Source organism: Mycoplasma sp. ATU-Cv-508, assembly GCF_004011945.1.
In the GTDB taxonomy this organism is placed as follows: domain Bacteria; phylum Bacillota_I; class Bacilli_A; order Mycoplasmatales; family Metamycoplasmataceae; genus RYZV01.
In genome coordinates, this window is sequence record NZ_RYZU01000001.1 from 1 (window position 1) to 14,963 (window position 14,963).

Annotated in this window: 24 protein-coding genes and 3 pseudogenes; all 27 read right to left on the reverse strand. The window is 42.9% G+C overall.

Translation table 4 applies throughout. The annotated features are described in order from the left end of the window. Window positions 1-359: 359 nt before the first annotated feature. A pseudogene (locus CSH31_RS00005) lies at window positions 360-588 on the reverse strand (cold shock domain-containing protein). A 147-nt stretch (window positions 589-735) separates the two neighbouring features. Next, a complete protein-coding gene (locus CSH31_RS04230) occupies window positions 736-888 on the reverse strand; it encodes a hypothetical protein (RefSeq protein ID WP_161565582.1) in 153 nt (50 codons plus the stop codon). Window positions 889-1,923: 1,035 nt separating this feature from the next. Continuing rightward, the gene (locus tag CSH31_RS00020) at window positions 1,924-2,175 is read right to left on the reverse strand and encodes a hypothetical protein (RefSeq protein WP_128008358.1); all 252 of its coding nucleotides are present in this window, start codon (window positions 2,173-2,175) and stop codon (window positions 1,924-1,926) included. A 3-nt stretch (window positions 2,176-2,178) separates the two neighbouring features. After that, window positions 2,179-2,319, reverse strand: coding sequence for a hypothetical protein (locus tag CSH31_RS04235; RefSeq protein ID WP_161565583.1), 141 nt, complete (start codon window positions 2,317-2,319; stop codon window positions 2,179-2,181). Between the two features lie 100 nt (window positions 2,320-2,419). Then, entirely contained in the window at window positions 2,420-2,650 is a 231-nt protein-coding gene (locus CSH31_RS00025; protein WP_201736467.1) for a Nif3-like dinuclear metal center hexameric protein, read from the reverse strand. Window positions 2,651-2,657: 7 nt separating this feature from the next. Continuing rightward, window positions 2,658-3,026 (reverse strand): annotated as a pseudogene (locus CSH31_RS00030) (Nif3-like dinuclear metal center hexameric protein); the annotation flags it as partial. A 52-nt stretch (window positions 3,027-3,078) separates the two neighbouring features. Then, complete coding sequence (locus CSH31_RS04490) at window positions 3,079-3,822, reverse strand: sigma-70 family RNA polymerase sigma factor (protein WP_236630670.1); 744 nt, start codon at window positions 3,820-3,822, stop codon at window positions 3,079-3,081. A 70-nt stretch (window positions 3,823-3,892) separates the two neighbouring features. Beyond that, window positions 3,893-4,300, reverse strand: coding sequence for a hypothetical protein (locus CSH31_RS04495; RefSeq protein ID WP_236630671.1), 408 nt, complete (start codon window positions 4,298-4,300; stop codon window positions 3,893-3,895). Between the two features lies 1 nt (window position 4,301). Then, window positions 4,302-4,640 (reverse strand): hypothetical protein, encoded by a 339-nt coding sequence (locus CSH31_RS00040; protein ID WP_128008361.1) that lies wholly within the window; start codon window positions 4,638-4,640, stop codon window positions 4,302-4,304. 52 nt (window positions 4,641-4,692) lie between these two features. Then, window positions 4,693-5,124 (reverse strand): hypothetical protein, encoded by a 432-nt coding sequence (locus CSH31_RS00045; RefSeq protein WP_128008362.1) that lies wholly within the window; start codon window positions 5,122-5,124, stop codon window positions 4,693-4,695. Next, window positions 5,045-5,623 carry a toprim domain-containing protein gene (locus CSH31_RS00050; protein ID WP_128008363.1) on the reverse strand — a complete coding sequence of 193 codons (579 nt, stop codon included), beginning with the start codon at window positions 5,621-5,623 and terminating at the stop codon, window positions 5,045-5,047. Before CSH31_RS00050 ends, CSH31_RS00045 begins: the two co-directional genes overlap by 80 nt. A 62-nt stretch (window positions 5,624-5,685) precedes the next feature. Next, complete coding sequence (locus tag CSH31_RS00055; RefSeq protein WP_128008364.1) at window positions 5,686-5,982, reverse strand: CHC2 zinc finger domain-containing protein; 297 nt, start codon at window positions 5,980-5,982, stop codon at window positions 5,686-5,688. 42 nt (window positions 5,983-6,024) lie between these two features. After that, the gene (locus tag CSH31_RS00060; RefSeq protein WP_161565585.1) at window positions 6,025-7,368 is read right to left on the reverse strand and encodes a lipoprotein 17-related variable surface protein; all 1,344 of its coding nucleotides are present in this window, start codon (window positions 7,366-7,368) and stop codon (window positions 6,025-6,027) included. Next, complete coding sequence (locus CSH31_RS00065) at window positions 7,313-8,029, reverse strand: leucine-rich repeat domain-containing protein (RefSeq protein ID WP_128008366.1); 717 nt, start codon at window positions 8,027-8,029, stop codon at window positions 7,313-7,315. The genes CSH31_RS00060 and CSH31_RS00065 overlap by 56 nt, the downstream gene beginning before the upstream one ends. A 2-nt stretch (window positions 8,030-8,031) precedes the next feature. Beyond that, window positions 8,032-9,393, reverse strand: a pseudogene (locus CSH31_RS00070) (glycine--tRNA ligase). Window positions 9,394-9,487: 94 nt separating this feature from the next. After that, the gene (gene era / locus CSH31_RS00075; RefSeq protein WP_161565586.1) at window positions 9,488-10,279 is read right to left on the reverse strand and encodes a GTPase Era; all 792 of its coding nucleotides are present in this window, start codon (window positions 10,277-10,279) and stop codon (window positions 9,488-9,490) included. A 111-nt stretch (window positions 10,280-10,390) separates the two neighbouring features. Next, entirely contained in the window at window positions 10,391-10,762 is a 372-nt protein-coding gene (locus tag CSH31_RS00080; protein WP_127942494.1) for a diacylglycerol kinase, read from the reverse strand. A 43-nt stretch (window positions 10,763-10,805) separates the two neighbouring features. Further along, the gene (locus CSH31_RS00085) at window positions 10,806-11,216 is read right to left on the reverse strand and encodes an rRNA maturation RNAse YbeY (protein WP_128008368.1); all 411 of its coding nucleotides are present in this window, start codon (window positions 11,214-11,216) and stop codon (window positions 10,806-10,808) included. A 7-nt stretch (window positions 11,217-11,223) separates the two neighbouring features. Next, entirely contained in the window at window positions 11,224-11,388 is a 165-nt protein-coding gene (locus tag CSH31_RS04240; protein WP_161565587.1) for a hypothetical protein, read from the reverse strand. A 185-nt stretch (window positions 11,389-11,573) separates the two neighbouring features. Beyond that, window positions 11,574-12,098 carry an ATP-binding cassette domain-containing protein gene (locus CSH31_RS00090; RefSeq protein ID WP_128008369.1) on the reverse strand — a complete coding sequence of 175 codons (525 nt, stop codon included), beginning with the start codon at window positions 12,096-12,098 and terminating at the stop codon, window positions 11,574-11,576. Window positions 12,099-12,111: 13 nt separating this feature from the next. Beyond that, complete coding sequence (locus tag CSH31_RS00095; RefSeq protein ID WP_161565588.1) at window positions 12,112-12,414, reverse strand: hypothetical protein; 303 nt, start codon at window positions 12,412-12,414, stop codon at window positions 12,112-12,114. Next, a complete protein-coding gene (locus CSH31_RS00100; RefSeq protein ID WP_128008371.1) occupies window positions 12,359-12,871 on the reverse strand; it encodes a hypothetical protein in 513 nt (170 codons plus the stop codon). The genes CSH31_RS00095 and CSH31_RS00100 overlap by 56 nt, the downstream gene beginning before the upstream one ends. Beyond that, a complete protein-coding gene (locus tag CSH31_RS04795; protein ID WP_128008372.1) occupies window positions 12,859-13,326 on the reverse strand; it encodes a hypothetical protein in 468 nt (155 codons plus the stop codon). The genes CSH31_RS00100 and CSH31_RS04795 overlap by 13 nt, the downstream gene beginning before the upstream one ends. Beyond that, window positions 13,307-13,603 carry a cysteine peptidase family C39 domain-containing protein gene (locus CSH31_RS04800; protein ID WP_128008373.1) on the reverse strand — a complete coding sequence of 99 codons (297 nt, stop codon included), beginning with the start codon at window positions 13,601-13,603 and terminating at the stop codon, window positions 13,307-13,309. Before CSH31_RS04800 ends, CSH31_RS04795 begins: the two co-directional genes overlap by 20 nt. A gap of 23 nt (window positions 13,604-13,626) precedes the next feature. Next, complete coding sequence (locus CSH31_RS00115) at window positions 13,627-14,028, reverse strand: hypothetical protein (protein ID WP_127942502.1); 402 nt, start codon at window positions 14,026-14,028, stop codon at window positions 13,627-13,629. A gap of 29 nt (window positions 14,029-14,057) precedes the next feature. Beyond that, on the reverse strand, window positions 14,058-14,462 hold the full coding sequence (locus CSH31_RS00120) for a hypothetical protein (protein ID WP_128008374.1): 405 nt from the start codon (window positions 14,460-14,462) through the stop codon (window positions 14,058-14,060). Then, the gene (locus CSH31_RS00125) at window positions 14,462-14,962 is read right to left on the reverse strand and encodes a hypothetical protein (protein WP_128008375.1); all 501 of its coding nucleotides are present in this window, start codon (window positions 14,960-14,962) and stop codon (window positions 14,462-14,464) included. The genes CSH31_RS00120 and CSH31_RS00125 overlap by 1 nt, the downstream gene beginning before the upstream one ends. Window position 14,963 lies beyond the last annotated feature (1 nt).

Here is a 14,963-nt window from a genome sequence, read left to right on the forward strand (position 1 = left end):
ACTTCCGTCGGATTTAGCAAAGACGAAAAGACCTTACTCTCCAATTGATCTGTACCTTTGAAAAAATACTTTGTTTACCCGAAAATTTGACCACGATTCAAATTGAGAAATTTGATGATAAACGCCGAACATTAGAAGGTAAAATTACCTCTAAGTTGGGCGACAAACAAATCAAATTTGGATTTAAAATGTCTCTTCACAAGAAATTGTGATTGTTGAAAGACTGGATTACATTTCCGACGACGAGATCTTTTCGGTTAAATTTTGCAGTTAGAACTCCCTAAATAGTTAGGTTTTAATCTGCTTAAGTAAAAACCTGCCAATTGCCTGGCAGGTTTTTTAGTTGTTGCTTGGACTAATTAACCAAGTACTCTAACATTTTTGGCGCGTTCTTTGCCATCAATTGTTTCAATGTCAAATTCCACACGTTGGTCTTTGGCTAGTTTACGAAATCCATCGCCATCAATCGCGCTGAAGTGACAAAACAAATCTTGTTCGCGCCCTTCAACTCCGATAAAAACCAAATCCTTTTTTGTCGTGGAAAAATTTAACAGTGCTTGCATATTCAAATTGAGTTCCTCTCTGTATACTAACTTCAGAGAAAATCAATATACAGACTAATTTATAAAGATTTTTGCCGAAAAAACGCGTTTTTTCTTGTCTAACTAGCGTTTTTAAAACGAGCGAATCGTAAAAGTTTTTTAAATTCACTCCGAATGGTGGTTAGCGCCGCTTTTAAACCTTCTGGTTGCTTTTTTGGTTCATAAAGTAGACTTTGGTGTTCATAAAACTCGGTTCACCAATCGCCTGGAAATAACTCTTGCTCTGAATCTGGTAGGAGGCTAGGTTTTTAAGCGCCGCGGCTTTGTTATAACGGTTGAGAAACACTTTGGCAATTTTTAGGCTTAACCGGGTTTGCCCGACTCGATTTACCAGCCGCTAGTCCGACTAAAGCAATTGTGTCGTTAGTTAAACCAAGTAGTTTTAAAGTTTTCTGGTCAAGAGCCGGCTGTCGAGCCAATGTAAAAAAACCCCAAACCCCGTAACCCCAATCAATTAGAACGTCGTGAATTTGACCGGCCACAATTCCCGCGTCCAGCACATTCGACTAAATTCATAAAAAACGTTCGTAAGCCGGCGTTTGACCGTGATTTGCTTGATAATTGGTTTTGCCGCGTGCATCTAACACAACTAACAAAATTAAACCGCCTGGCAAAGATGTTTTTGCCGCGTGACTTGACAAATTTTTTGAATCAGTTCCTGACCGCTCAACGATTTAGAAACACTAAAACTGTTGACTGTTAAAAGAGGTCGGTTGCGTTGTTAATCCACTCTGAGTTAGTTTTCAATTTCGCTGGCTGAAAGGTTTATAAGTCTTGGAAGTGTCGGACCGATGTGCGCTGAATTAATTAATTTTGACTAAGATTACTCACTAGTCTAGTTCCTCCTTTTAGCAAAGCTATTTCGCGCTGGTAAAGCGCGGCTTGTTATCACAAAGGGTTTCTAAAAATCATCACCGCTTTGCGAAAAGGATGCCAAACGATCGCTTGCAAAACTTTCAGACCAATTTGACCTGTGACCCAATAGGTGAGTGCCGGTCTTTCCGCGAACCGAGTCCGTTTTTAGAATCATTGATGTGAAAAACCGCGATTTTATCGATTAAATTTTCAGTTTTTGAGTCAGCCTAACCAACTGGTCCACGTTTGAATGTTAACGCCGCTGTCCCAAACGTGACAAGTGTCAAAACAAATCCCTAACCGCGGATTGTCTACTAAAGCCAAAATTTGGCCGAGCTTTTCCAAACTGGTCCCTAACTCGGTGCCTTTGCCAGCCATCGTTTCCAGCAAAATGGTTACTTTTCCGAGTTTGCCAAACTTGCCCCAGCGTTTTAACTAGTTGGGCGGTGCCACTTCGGGACCAACTTTACCGTAAGCACCCGGGTGCAAAAACTAAGTACCTGGCACCAAAAGAGTTCATTCGTTTAATTTCAGCAATTAAGGTAGTCACGAGCAAACTCCCATTTTCTGGGTTGGGCTGGGTTAAGATGTAAGGAGCGTGAATGACTAAGTTTTCGGGCGGAATTAACTTTTCTCACTGACTTTGGTAATCTTGGTTTTGGTAAAGGGTAGGGCTAACACGCCGAGCGTTTTGGGTGGTCCAAGGTGAAACATGCAAGCGTTAGCTCCCGTAACTAAGCGCCTCGCGAACTGCGCCAACTAAGTAGTGGGGCTTAGCAAAACTGACGTGGCATCCGATCGTAGGCTGAGGGATTTTTTGGACATAAGTTAATTTTTTGATAATGCTGACGTGCTCCTGCACGTTAATCTTTTGCCTCAGACAAACTAGTCTGGGAACTTTTGACTTAGTAAAGCACTAATGTGATCGCTAAAAACGTTTTCAATGCTGTGACTAAGGCTGACTAAACGGATGTTTGTGTTTCGCACACTAGTCAAGTTGATCACTTGACGTCGGAGGTCAAAATTGTTCGGGCTCCTTGTTGGTGAGCCAGCAGAATGTCGCGCACATCGCTCGCGCCTGGTAAAATCGCGATTTTGTGCTCGTCCGAACGGGTGTTTTTGGGCACGGCAAAGTTGGATCGGAAAATTTCGATTCCCAATTTACGTTTAATCAATTCGAAAATTTGGTACATCGATAAGTTAGTAGTAAAAATTGCCCCGGCGCGGTTGTTGCCAATTGCTCTCACGTTTGAAAACGAAAGCGTTTCAACCACTTGCTCGCTCATGCCGTGCCAAATTAAGTTCGTAGTTAGTGTGAGCAACTAAAAGTCCAATCCCCGTGTTAACTAGCCGTTTGTGAACAAGGTGTTTATAAGGGGCTTTTTGCCACTCTAGATCGAGCGAAACTTCGTAAAGAAACGGGTGGTGAACGATGATTAAGTCACACTGCTCACGGACGGCTTGATCCATCACTTCCGGCGTTAGATCTAGCGCAGTAATCACCTTTTCCACCGGTTTGTGGGGACTGCCGTAAATAAGCCCGACCCGATCGCCTGACAAAGCTTTGCGGTAGGGAAAAGTTGGCCGATGAACTTGACCACGTGATTAATTTTGAGCATACTTACATGTTACGGTAAAACTCGCGGAGTTTTCGGTGGTTTTGTGGCTGGCGTAAACGTCTAATCACTTTCGATTCAATTTGGCGAATGCGCTCCTTGGTAACGTCAAATTTTTCACCTAATTCTTCAAACGAGTGGGGACGGTTTTTTTGTTTGTTTTGGTCGTAGCCAATTCCGTAGCGCAGCATGATAATTTCTTTTTCTCTTTCGTCGTGAATGTAGTGGCTAATTGTTTCAAAAAGCAGTTTTTGGAGTTCCTCGCGGGAGGAGTAATCAATCGGTGAAATTGACGACTCATCTTGCACAAAGTCTGAGAAAGAAGAGTCATCCTCTTTACCAATCGGTTTGTCGAGTGAAATTGGGTCGATGTTGATTTTACGGATGTAGCGAACTTTTTCGGCATCAAAGTCACCGCCTGCTCGTGCGGCAATCTCTTCGTCTGTCGCGCTGCGACCTAGCTCTTGGTAAATGTCTCGCTCAATTTTAATAATTTTGTTAATCGTCTCCACCATGTGAACTGGCACGCGAATAATTCGTGCTTGGTCAGCGACTGCCCGGGTAATTGCTTGACGAACTCACCAAGTCGCGTAAGTGGAAAACTTGTAACCTTTGCGGTATTCAAACTTGCTAACCGCTTTAATTAACCCGGAGTTACCTTCGGAAATAAGGTCAATAAAAGACAACCCGCGGTTTTTGTACTTTTTAGCGTTATTTACCACTAGACGTAAGTTACGTTTGATTAGCATGTCGCGCGCTTTTTTACCAATTCGTCCGCCTTGCTCAATTTTTTAGTCAGTTCAATTTCCTGGTCGTGAGTTAGAGTTTTCCGTACTTACCTATCCAGCGCATGTACCACTTAACTATGTCGTCGGTTTCAGTCAGTTTATTAACCAGTTCTAAATCGCCAATTTCCTGGGTTTGTTCAATGTCATCGAGCGAAATTTCTTTCGTTTCGTCGTAGTTAACTAACCCGATTTCCTGGGTAAAATCTTGACTCTTAAAATCATCAAAGTCGTGGGGGTCAATTTCGTCAAGCAAAAGGTCAAGTTCGATTAACGTTTCAAGCAAATCGTTAGTAGCTTCATCGTTGAGAGCGATACCCTTTTTTTCCAAGTATTTGTAGACTTGGTCCTGAGTTAGGTGAACTTGTCTGGTAGTTTTTTTAACTTTAACTAGGTCTTGAACGATCGTCTTAAACTGGGGTGGTACAAAAACTTTTGCCATCTTAATTGTTCGTTCCTTTTTTGAGTTTGATCTGCTCTTTGAGCAGTTTGATTGCTACGTCAGGATCTTGGGTAATGTCAAGCGAACGTTGGATTTGCCGTTGCAAACGGCGCTGGTTAATCCATTTTACGCGGTCAATGTAGGCTTGAAACTCGTCCGGTGTTTTAGCGATTATACCACTTTTACTAATAATTTCTTGGCATTTTTGCTTGACTTTGACCGGAACTGTCGGTTTTTGGGCGAAATTGACAATGTAGCTGGCAATTAAATTAAGGTCAGGGTTACTTAGAACTAATTTGCTCTGGACAAAAGCGTCAACCAGGCGGGCGTTTTTGAGCATCGAGCGAACGATAATTTCCTCAAGTTTGGTTGAGCGATTTGGGGCTCGCTAGCTAAAACGACTGCTTGCTTTTTAGATGGCGGGTTTTGCCCGCTCATCCGAAAAGCATCATCTGGGTCAAAACCTCTAAACTAAGGTCAAATTCACGCGCCATTTTTTTGAGGTAAAACTCCCACTCAAGACGGTTAGCAAGTTTTAAAAACGGCGCCATTTGTTTGACAAAAATTTCAATTTCACGCGGAGTTTGGGCGTTTTGGGGACAAGTTTTTTGGTAAACAAATTCGAGTCAAGGAACTTTCTGGCTGACAATTTGTTTCAGACTTTCTCCTTGGTCAGTTTGAAAAATTTGGTCGGATCTTGACCTACTCCCAGCGGAACAATTTCCACGGGCAAACTTTTTTGGACTAGTTCAGCGATAACTTTTTGAATCGCGTTCAGCCCGCCGGGTCGCCGTCCAAAATCAATGTGACGCCCACTTGCCCAAGCGCACTTGCTTGGAAGCTAGAAAAATTAGTCCCCATCAAAGCTACCACGTTGTGGTAACCGATTTTTTCTAACGCGATTACGTCCAAAAAACCTTCAACGAGCACTGCTTCGCCCGACTTACGAATCGCATCTTCGGCGCGGTGAAAATTGAAGAGTAACTTGCTTTTTTCAAAAACGGGACTTTGGCTTGAGTTAAGGTACTTGGGTTCGGTGGCCTTGTCTAGCGCTCGAGCAGAAAAACCGACCACTTTACCGCCGTTGTTAGTAAGAGTAAAAGTGATTCGGTCGGCAAAAATGCATTTTTGTTCCCGGTTAAAGATACCGCACAAATTGAGTGTTTCTGGTTCATGCTGGCGAGCGATTAGGTAGGTGTAGAGTTTGTCCGAATCACTGGGAGCATATCCGATTTGGTGCTGTTCAATTTGGGCGGATTGAATTTGCCGACCGTTTAAATATTCCCGGGCTTGACGACCCTGGGCAGTTTCTAACGCGTTCATAAAAAAATCTCTCGCGTCAGACAGAGCACTAAAGATTTTTTCTTCCTCGGGTGAGTAGTTTTCTAACGCGCGAACGGTTTGTAATCGATCCAGCCTCGGCCGCTAACTTTTCAAGCGCCACGCGAAAAAGTGACTTTGTGGTAAGCGCTGTAAAAACTAATCACGTCTCCGCCTTTGCCACAACTAAAACACTTAAAGATTTGTTTTGGACTAGAAACAATCAGCGATGGTCTTGAATCATCGTGGAAAGGACAAAGAGCAACGTAGTTGTTGCCCTTTTTAACTAAATTTAACTCTTGCCCAACGATTTGGGTAATGTCAAGCTCTTGACGGATTTTATCTATAACCGAATTTGACACCCGTCTTTACCCCCGGTTAACTTGATCATTAACCTTTAAATTCTACCACCATTTATCGTAGGGGATTCCGGTTGTTTTCGCGTCGTTAGGCACCTCAGCGAAAGCGAACTTGGTGTAACTTTTGTGAGTCAGTTTGACATTTTTAATTTGACCAGCCCGATCTCCGTAATCAGCGTCGTCTTTAGTGAAGTAGTTATCAACCATCAAACGCCCTATTTTCCAAAATTCTTCACCTAGTTCCAGTAAGTCGGAGGGAGTTTTGTCAATTTGGTTAGTTAGCAGTTCTCCGCTCAACTCTTTGATGATGTCATCAACATCTTTTTCGCTGGAAATGCGTCTTCCTTCAGTGGTTTGGTAGCCAGTGATTAACACTTTGGCGCTTTGGCTGTACTCACCATAACTCACTTTTGCATTCGTCTCAATTTCACCTTTTTGGTCGTCTACCCGGATTAGTTCAAATTCAACTTTGATTTCTGAATCAAGCTCGGGAACTCGTGCGTCCAGTTCATTGCTAATTCCCAGCTGAACTTTGCTTTTGTAGTTGTTTTTAATCCCGGCAATCCCTACTTCCGAAGGCAAAGTAGTTTTTAGCGTTGTTTGGTAAGGTTTTTCGGTAATCTTTTTTAAAGTCTCGTCAACCAATTTTTTAGCGTCAACTTGCTCCTGATCACCTTCAGGATTTTCGACCTGCTTTTGGTCAGTTGTGCCTACCTCGGCGTACTGAGGTGTTTTTCTAAATCCGCTAATTGTAAATTCGCGAACTAAGTTATATCCGTTAGTTGACTTAACCACGACTACGCAATCTAAACATTCCTTTTCAAAGTCACGGTTTTTAACTAAAACTTGTGCGGTTAAACCAAGAGTTTCGATTTGTTTGCTTGGTCAAAAGTCTTTGATTCCAAGGTCTTCCGGAGTCGCTATTTTTTTGCTAGAAGCGTTTACGCCGTAAATGGTTTTATCGGTGTGAGTCGTCTGGTAAGTGTCCCGAAAACTTTCGATTAGTTTTTTAACTTGTTCACGTTCGGTCTGGGTGATCGCGGGATTCGAGTTATTAGTTAGGAAGTTTTTAACTTGAATCTCTTTGCGAACTTGCTTGCCAGCTTTTGACACTTCTGCTTTAAGCGTTAGCGTTCCCTGGGCATCGTCGTACTTGAGTATTTTAAAATTGATTTGACTTTTGCGCGAACTAATGCTCTTGGTCAAATTAAGGGTTGATAAATAAACTTCGGATCGCGTGTTTCAGTCGGGTCCAAAGACTCTTTTTAAAGCCGTTTGAATTTCTTCCGGGTTACGAGGATCGTAGCTTTGACCGTCAAAGCGAGTTTGTTCGTTATAAATCTTGACGCGGTAAATGGCATTTTTTTGTCAAAAAGCCTTTGGCTCCAATCTCTTGTAAATTAGGGTTCAAACTGACGCGCGAAATTGAGTTACCGGCAAAAGCTTCGGTTTCTAGTGTTCGCAGCTTTTTGGGCAAGTAGACATAACCACCGATTTTGTTGTTTTTAAATGCTCCTCAACCGATGTATTCTAACTTTAAAGGCGTGCTACTTTGATCGCTTGATGACCACATAGAGGTGATCTCGTTATCGTAAAACGCGTGACGTTCAATCGTTCTAAGTTGGGTATCTTTTTCAAAGTTAATTGATTTTAAACGGTTAGATGCAAAAGCATAAGCGCCAATCTTAGTAATTCGACTCGGAATGCGAGGCATTTCGGTCAAACCTCAACCGCGGAAAGTGTCGGCTGCAATTTCGGTTGTATGCGGAAAGTATTCCCAAAAGTTTTGGGGCAAAGACTCAATTCTGAGCATCGATTTACCGTCGCCGTTTTTTACTAAGTCGTAGCCTTGGTCGCGAAGTCACTCTAAAGTATCGTTGGAAATGGTTAACTTTCCACTGCTATTTGGAGTCACGTCGGTGTTTTTTAACGTGTAAACTTTAGGTTCACGCGGTCCACACGAAAGTGCCAAAGCGACTGACGGCGCCACAGCTAGACTCAAAATACTTGTTCTTAACACTCATTTTTTCAACATCATATTACCTAGCACAATTATACATGATTTTTAATATTTTTATACATAATGGTTATCTGTTTCATAGTGTCGCGTTCACGCAGCGTGACTTGACCTTCGCTCTTAGTTTGGTCAATTACCGTTAAACAAATTGGCGTTCCAATCGCATCTTGGCGTCGGTAACGTTTACCGATCGACCCGCTCTGGTCGTACGTGCACCGGTAACCCTGACTCAAGAGCTCTTGGTAAAGCTTTTGCGCGACTTGACCGTGAACTTTTTTAACTAGCGGTAAAACGGCGATTTGGTAAGGCGCTAAGTCTTTGGATAACTTTAAAATAATCCGCTCGCTTTGGTCGGCTAATTTTTCCCGCGTGAAACCGTTTTCCAGCACAGCCAAAACTAGACGGTCAACTCCGAACGAAGGCTCAATCACAAATGGGTAAATTTTTTCAGACTGACCGGGCAAAGTGGTCGCAAAATCGACCTGACTGGCTTGGGAGTGTTTTTTTAAGGTCGTAATCTCCCCGGTTAGCCAAACCAATGATTTCACCCCAACCAAAACTAAAGTTAAACTCTACGTCAACAGTCTTTTTGGCGTAGTGGCTAACTCATGGGCCGCGTGCTCACGTCAGCGTCAACGCTCGCGGTCTAGGCCGAGCGAATTTAAAAATTGCTTGATTAAAACTTGGTACTCGTGAAAAAACTGCTCAGCTTGACTCGGCTCGCAAAACCACTCTAGTTCCATTTGCTCAAATTCACGGGTGCGGAAAATGAAGTTGCGCGGCGTGATTTCGTTGCGGAAGGAACGTCCAATTTGGGCAATTCCAAAGGGCAGTTCAGCCCGCATTGATCGCGAGACGTTTTTGTAGTTAATGAAAATTCCCTGGGCTAGTTCGGGTCGCAAAAAGATGCGACTTTTTTCGTCGCTGACCACGCCTTGGTCGGTTTCAAACATTAAGTTAAACTGACGAATTTCACCTCAGAGCGCTTTTTGGCCTTCCCACTCGGTGACTTTTTCCTTGAGAAATTTTTCAATTTGAGCCTGACTTTGGCTTTGTCAGTTTTGGTTAGGATCAATTTGCTCAAGCAAAACGTCCACCCGGTAACGTTTTTGGTTCAGTTTGTTTTCCACGTACAAGTCTTGAAAATTTTCAACGTGACCGAAACTTTCCAAACTTGGGGATTCATTAAAATTTTGCTGTCCAATCCGTAAACGTTAGGTTGACGAGTGACAAAAAAGTTTCACCAAAGTTTTTTTGAGTTGGCCAATCAAACTGACACCGAGCGGACCGTAATCCCAGGCGTTAGCCAATCCGCCGTAAATTTGCGAACCGGGAAAGACAAACCCGGTTTCAATTAAATGTTGATGGATGGAGAGACTAACTGGCTTATCTTTCATAAGAGCAATTATAAACTTAGGCGGGCAAAGTTAAATTAATAGCCCAGCGCTTTAATTTGCTTTAAGTCGTTAGTTCACCGTCTAACTTTAACTTTTAAAAAAAGGTGGACGTTTTGGCAACTAATCTTTTAATCATTTGACGAGCTGCTGTGCCAATTTGTTTCACTTTGGCGCCGTTTTTACCGATCACAATCGCTTTTTGACTTTCCTTTTCCACTAAAATCACCGCTTTAATGCTAACCGCTTGACTTTCTTCGCGGTACTCTTCAATTAAAACCGCGCTAGCAAAGGGCACTTCTTGGTAAGTGTTTTGGATGATGCTTAGACGGATCAGTTCGGCTGCCAAAAAACGGAGCGATTGGTCGGTAATTTGGTCACTCGGATAAAAAGGTTTCCCGCTCGGAAGCCGGTTTTTAATCGCCTCAACTAATTCCATCATTGACGCTGTTTCAAACACGGAAACGGCAACCACCGCTTTAAAACCAAGTTCATGCCAAATCGTGCGCCAGTTTTCCCAACTGATTTTTGAGCGTTTAGACAAATCTTTTTTAGTTAAAACGACTAGCGTTTGGCCGGGGTCTAAAACTTTGACCCACTCTTTTTCTTGGTCAGTTAGCGCTTCATTAACCGGGTGAAGTCACAAAACTAAATCGCTGCCTTGCCAAGTTTTTTGGGCTTTGCGAGTTAAGACTTGTTTAAAAACGTTGGTGCTCGTGACTAGTCCGGGTGTGTCAAGAAAAACGACCTGCGAATTTTGGTCGTTGTAAATAGCCCTAATCACGTCGCGAGTGGTTTGGGGTAAAGGCGTGCTAATTGCCACTTGGTAGTTTAATAGGCGGTTAACTAGCGCCGATTTACCGCTGTTGGGCAGACCAGCCAAAGCCACCAGACCGACTTTTTTTTGGTTGGCATCTTTTAGGCCAGGGCCACTTTGGTAACTAGCGGTTTTGTCTCCCGTTTGTCGTCCTGGTTCTGCTTTTTTAATTGCTGGGACAAATTAACCAAAAACCTCCACAAAGCGCGGAATGTAAACTATTAAAATGACTGCAAAAGATGCTAGCGAAGTGAGCAAAGTGGCCGCTGAAGCAATGTCTTTAATTTTTTTAACTTTCACGTTGTACTGGAAAGAAATCGTGTCTACCGCTGCTTCAAGAGCGGTGTTAATGATTTCAATCACAATTGAAAGAAACAGCGTCAAGATGATCAGACCCCAAGCGACGGGCGAAAGACCCAGTCAAATTCCGAATCCGATCACCACGATCGCGATAATTAGCAGCGTTACAAGCGACTTTTCCTCCCGAAAAGAAACCCACAGTCCGACCAGCGAATAGAGCGTTTTACGGTGAATTTTGCGAATAAACTCGAGCATTTTTAAGACCTTGTTAATCCAATTGTACCGATAATTTTTTCGGTTAAGTTGTGCATTTGTTTTTCTTTGGCTGGGCTCTTATGATCGTAGCCGCAAAGATGAAGCAGTCCGTGGGTAAAAATGTAACCTCACTCGCGCCTAAGCGAGTGACCATACGTTCGCGCTTGTCGAGCAATTTGACGCCGGTTGAGATAAATATCGCCAAGGACCAACTGCGGAAGATTGAGGCCACTTTTTCGATTTCGCTCGGAAAAGCTAAAACATCACTAACTTGATTTTTTTGCCGGTAAGTTTGGTTAAGCGCTTGACTTTGCTTGTCGCCGATAATAATTGCGCTAACTTCCACTTGGGCGTTTTTTAAAACTTTTTGACCGACTTGCTGAGCTATCTTTTGCAGCAAGCTGCGTCTTAAGAAAGGCCGACCGCTTTGGTTAACAATGGTTAAACTAATCACCTAAGCATTATACTAACCACTCCCAAAGAAAGCCCGTTGCCCAAACTAAATTAAGATCAAGCGTTTCGTAAGGAACCTGGCTGGGCAGTCCGTCGATCTGGGCGTGATAAAGACTTAGTTTTTGGTCGTAACTAATTGGTCCGATTTGCGGATGGTAAGTTTTTTGGTCCAAAACGACTTTAAGAACTGCTCGCTTGACTGAGCAAACGAATTTGGTCGGGCCTAATTCAAATTTGTTGCTTAGGTCAATTAATTACCACCCGGACCAAGGTAGTTTTTTCAACTGGCAAAAAGAGACTTAAAACTGCGCTAGTTAACGCTAAGGTTGACAACAAGCACAAAACAGGGGTAAAAAATTTACCAGCAAGTAGCGATCTTTTCAAAGAAAACCTCCTGACCCGGCATGAGGTAGTTTTGCGAACGAGAAATTTCAATTCAACGCGCATCTTGAACTTGACTCAGTCGCTCAGCTAGTCATTTTGTTCATTTGCGGTCAATGTTTTCCAGCGCTTCGTCAAGTAAAACTAAGTCAAAGCGCCAAGCAAAGAGCGGCAAAATCGCGATAAGTTGACGTTGACCAGTTGAAAGATGGTGTCCTAGGTCGGTAATTGACTGGTTTCACGATAAACCAAAGTGCTTTAATACATGATCAAGTTGATAAGTCTGTCTGTTTTGGTTTAATCTCAAACTTGCTGGGCGCGATGAACAAGTTAGTATTTCCCAAAGCGTGGCCTCGGGAAACGTTTGACTAGGGCTGACCAAGCAAACTTTCTTGCGGTAATCTGACAGGCGGTAATTATTTAACTCTGCGCCGTTAACTCAAAGCGGTCGATCGCCTTGAGAGTGTCCGGCCAACACGCGCAGTCAAGTGCTTTTGCCCACGCCGTTTTACCAACTAGATGCAAGTTTGATCGGAGTTCAAAGTGCTCAATTTTCAAAGCGGTTTTTCGTAGCGGAAAGTTAAGTTTTGGCAAACTAGTTTGGTTATTTTGTCCAATTTAAGCGGCGTTTTAGGCTCATTTTCCCCGGGCAAAACGAAAATTGTGTTAATTAACTCGTGTCAAATTTTGTAATTAATTCGGGTTTCTAGAGCGCTTACAAGACGCTCGGTAGGACCAAACAAGTTGTTGGCAATCGCCAGACTAAAAAGAGTTGACCAAAGACTTATTTGGTTTTCAAGCGCTAAGAAAACAGCCACTAATGTCAAAGCAATTTGTCCTAGTCGCTTGGTTAGTTGGTGTCAAATTAAGAAAGTGCGTTGGTAAGACCAGGCGGCTTTTTTTGGTGTTTTGCACCGTTTGTAAAGCGTTAGCGATTCGGCGGTGAATGTAGCGTTGGTAAGGCGGAAATTTGAGTTGATCTTTACCAAGAACGGCCAAGACTAATTCGCCCAAGTACTTGTTTTCTTGTTTTAACCAGTTAGTTAAAAACGGCTTTACACTGCGCTGAGCTAAAAAACTAATTAAACCGATTAAACTAGCGATCAAAACCGCGCTAGTTAAAATTTGCCAATGGGTAAAACTGATTAGTCCGAGCGCTAAAAAAATTAAACTAGTTGAAGAGACAATGTCGCGTAACAAAGCGACCAAAGTGGGACAAATTTGACTGAGCAAAGTAATTCTTTGCAGATGTTCGCTGTTAGTTAACTGATTCAAAGCTTTTTGGGTCCGGTGAAAAAACTTTGCCAGTAAAGGTGGCAAAGACGGTATTCAGCGCGCCAAAGCAACTGCCGGGTTAAAAAGCTTTCCAGCGTCTCAAAAAAGACGCCCAAAAGCGCTAGTCAAGCAAAAAGCGCGCCGAGACTAATTAACAGACGAGTGAGTTGACTGGGAATGACTAAATCAACGACCAGTTTAACTAAAAAACTTCCTAGCAAGCTGACGATCATCTCTAAAATTCCCAAACCAAACACGAGCATTAAAGTTCGCTGCTGTCCCGCTAATACTTTGGCAAAATCAAGCGAGCCAGGTGGTTTTCAATGGATTGGTAATTTTTCCACGCTAAAAACAACTTGCTGATAAATTTGAGCAAACTCACTCAAACTGTAAAAGATTTTACCGCGCTGGGGATCGTAAACGGTTAAGCGGTTTTTACCAAAAGTGATAATCACGTAGTGGGGAGTCTTTTGTGCCGACTAGCGCCACTCACCATTTTTGACTTTGCTTGACCGCCTTTAACTCATCAAAACTAAGCCGGTAACCGGTTAAGATGATGCCGACATTTTTAGCCAAGGCAACTAAGTGAAAAGCAGTTAAACCGCGCGAACCAAGGACGGTTTGGGCGCGCAAGAAGTTTAGACCAAGTCAGCGACGGTAAAAGCGGTGGTGCAGCGCTTGAATTACGCTTAGACCACAATCTGAAGAATCAAGTTGTCGGCGAATTTGCATCCAACTCAAATTGGTTAAAAATCTTAATTGTTCAAAATTGAAGTAATGTTTTCAATTAAATCTACGTGACGACTAGCTTTGTCATAAAGGCCTGGTTTTTGAATTTCAAACCACGTCCAGTGCTTTTTGATTAGTTCAATTTTTTCGTAAGCTGTTTTGGAGCGTTTTTTGTAGTTCAAAAAACCGATCAGACCCGAAAGCGAGGCGGCTACAGCCGAAGCGCAAGCCATAGTTAAAAACAAGTAGCGAATTAGCATATCGAACTTTAGGCGCGAAACATCTAACTTCAAAGCTCACAAGTTGAGCACGGTAGTTGAAGCTAACATTAGGAAAATGGCCATGTTAATGAAAACTAAAAGGGCGTTTGAACGTCGGTACTTACGAACTAAAACCTTGTACTTTTCAAGCGGACTAGCGCTGTTCACTGTTAAGCACCTCCGTTTTAGCTGTCTCGTTACCTAAAATCGCTTCCACGGCCACGAATAAGTTTGTACTCACGGTCTTTGAGACGGTACTTAGGAACAAGTTGGGATTCGTACTTGTTAATTTCAACCCAAACGCGGTTTAAAAGCGTTTTGGTCGCGTTTGAGCGATTCGCGGATGTGGAAAAGTTAAAGAGCGATGTGACTAAAGTCGTAAAGGCGCCAATCCCAGCAGTTATGTAGGGATACCAGTCAGGCACGGTAGTCAGACCAAAAAGTTTGGAGGCAAATATAATTGAAAAAATTGAGGTAGCCAGTCCCAGGAGAAGAATGATCACGTTGATTGACACGTAAGCCCGCTCCAGACCAATGACGCGGTGCTTCAAAAAGTCAACGATCTTATGTCCGTAATCTTCAATGTTAAATGTTTCGCGCATTACTTGCCTCCGACGATCGTACCAAAGAAAGCGTTCCGGAATTTAACTTTAGTGCGTTTGTAGTTGCGAATGTTAGCCTCAATGTTTTGAACCGCTGCTTCCAACAATTGACGAGCGTCTTTACGACCGTAGTCACCTACGCGGTTTTCAAACTTAACGATCTCGATTTTGAGACTATCAATTGAAGCTTTGTAAATCGCGTCTTTCATCCGGGAGCGGTAAACGGTATTCACGATTTGCATAATGAACGTTAGCAAAATGAATGTTAAGGAGACCATCGTGAATATGAAAGGCAAAAAGTTAGCCGCGCTTTTTTGAACTTCTTTAAACTGAGTGATTAAGAAGTAAAGCGCTGTGCCGGCCGAACCGAGTGTGGCTATGTTGGCGATAAAAAGAACGCTAGTGAGAATTTGGTTTCTTAATCTGGCACGACGGGCTTCCAACTTAAGATGACCAATCCGGTCATAAACCCATTTTTTGGTGTTAAACTCCCGTTTCATA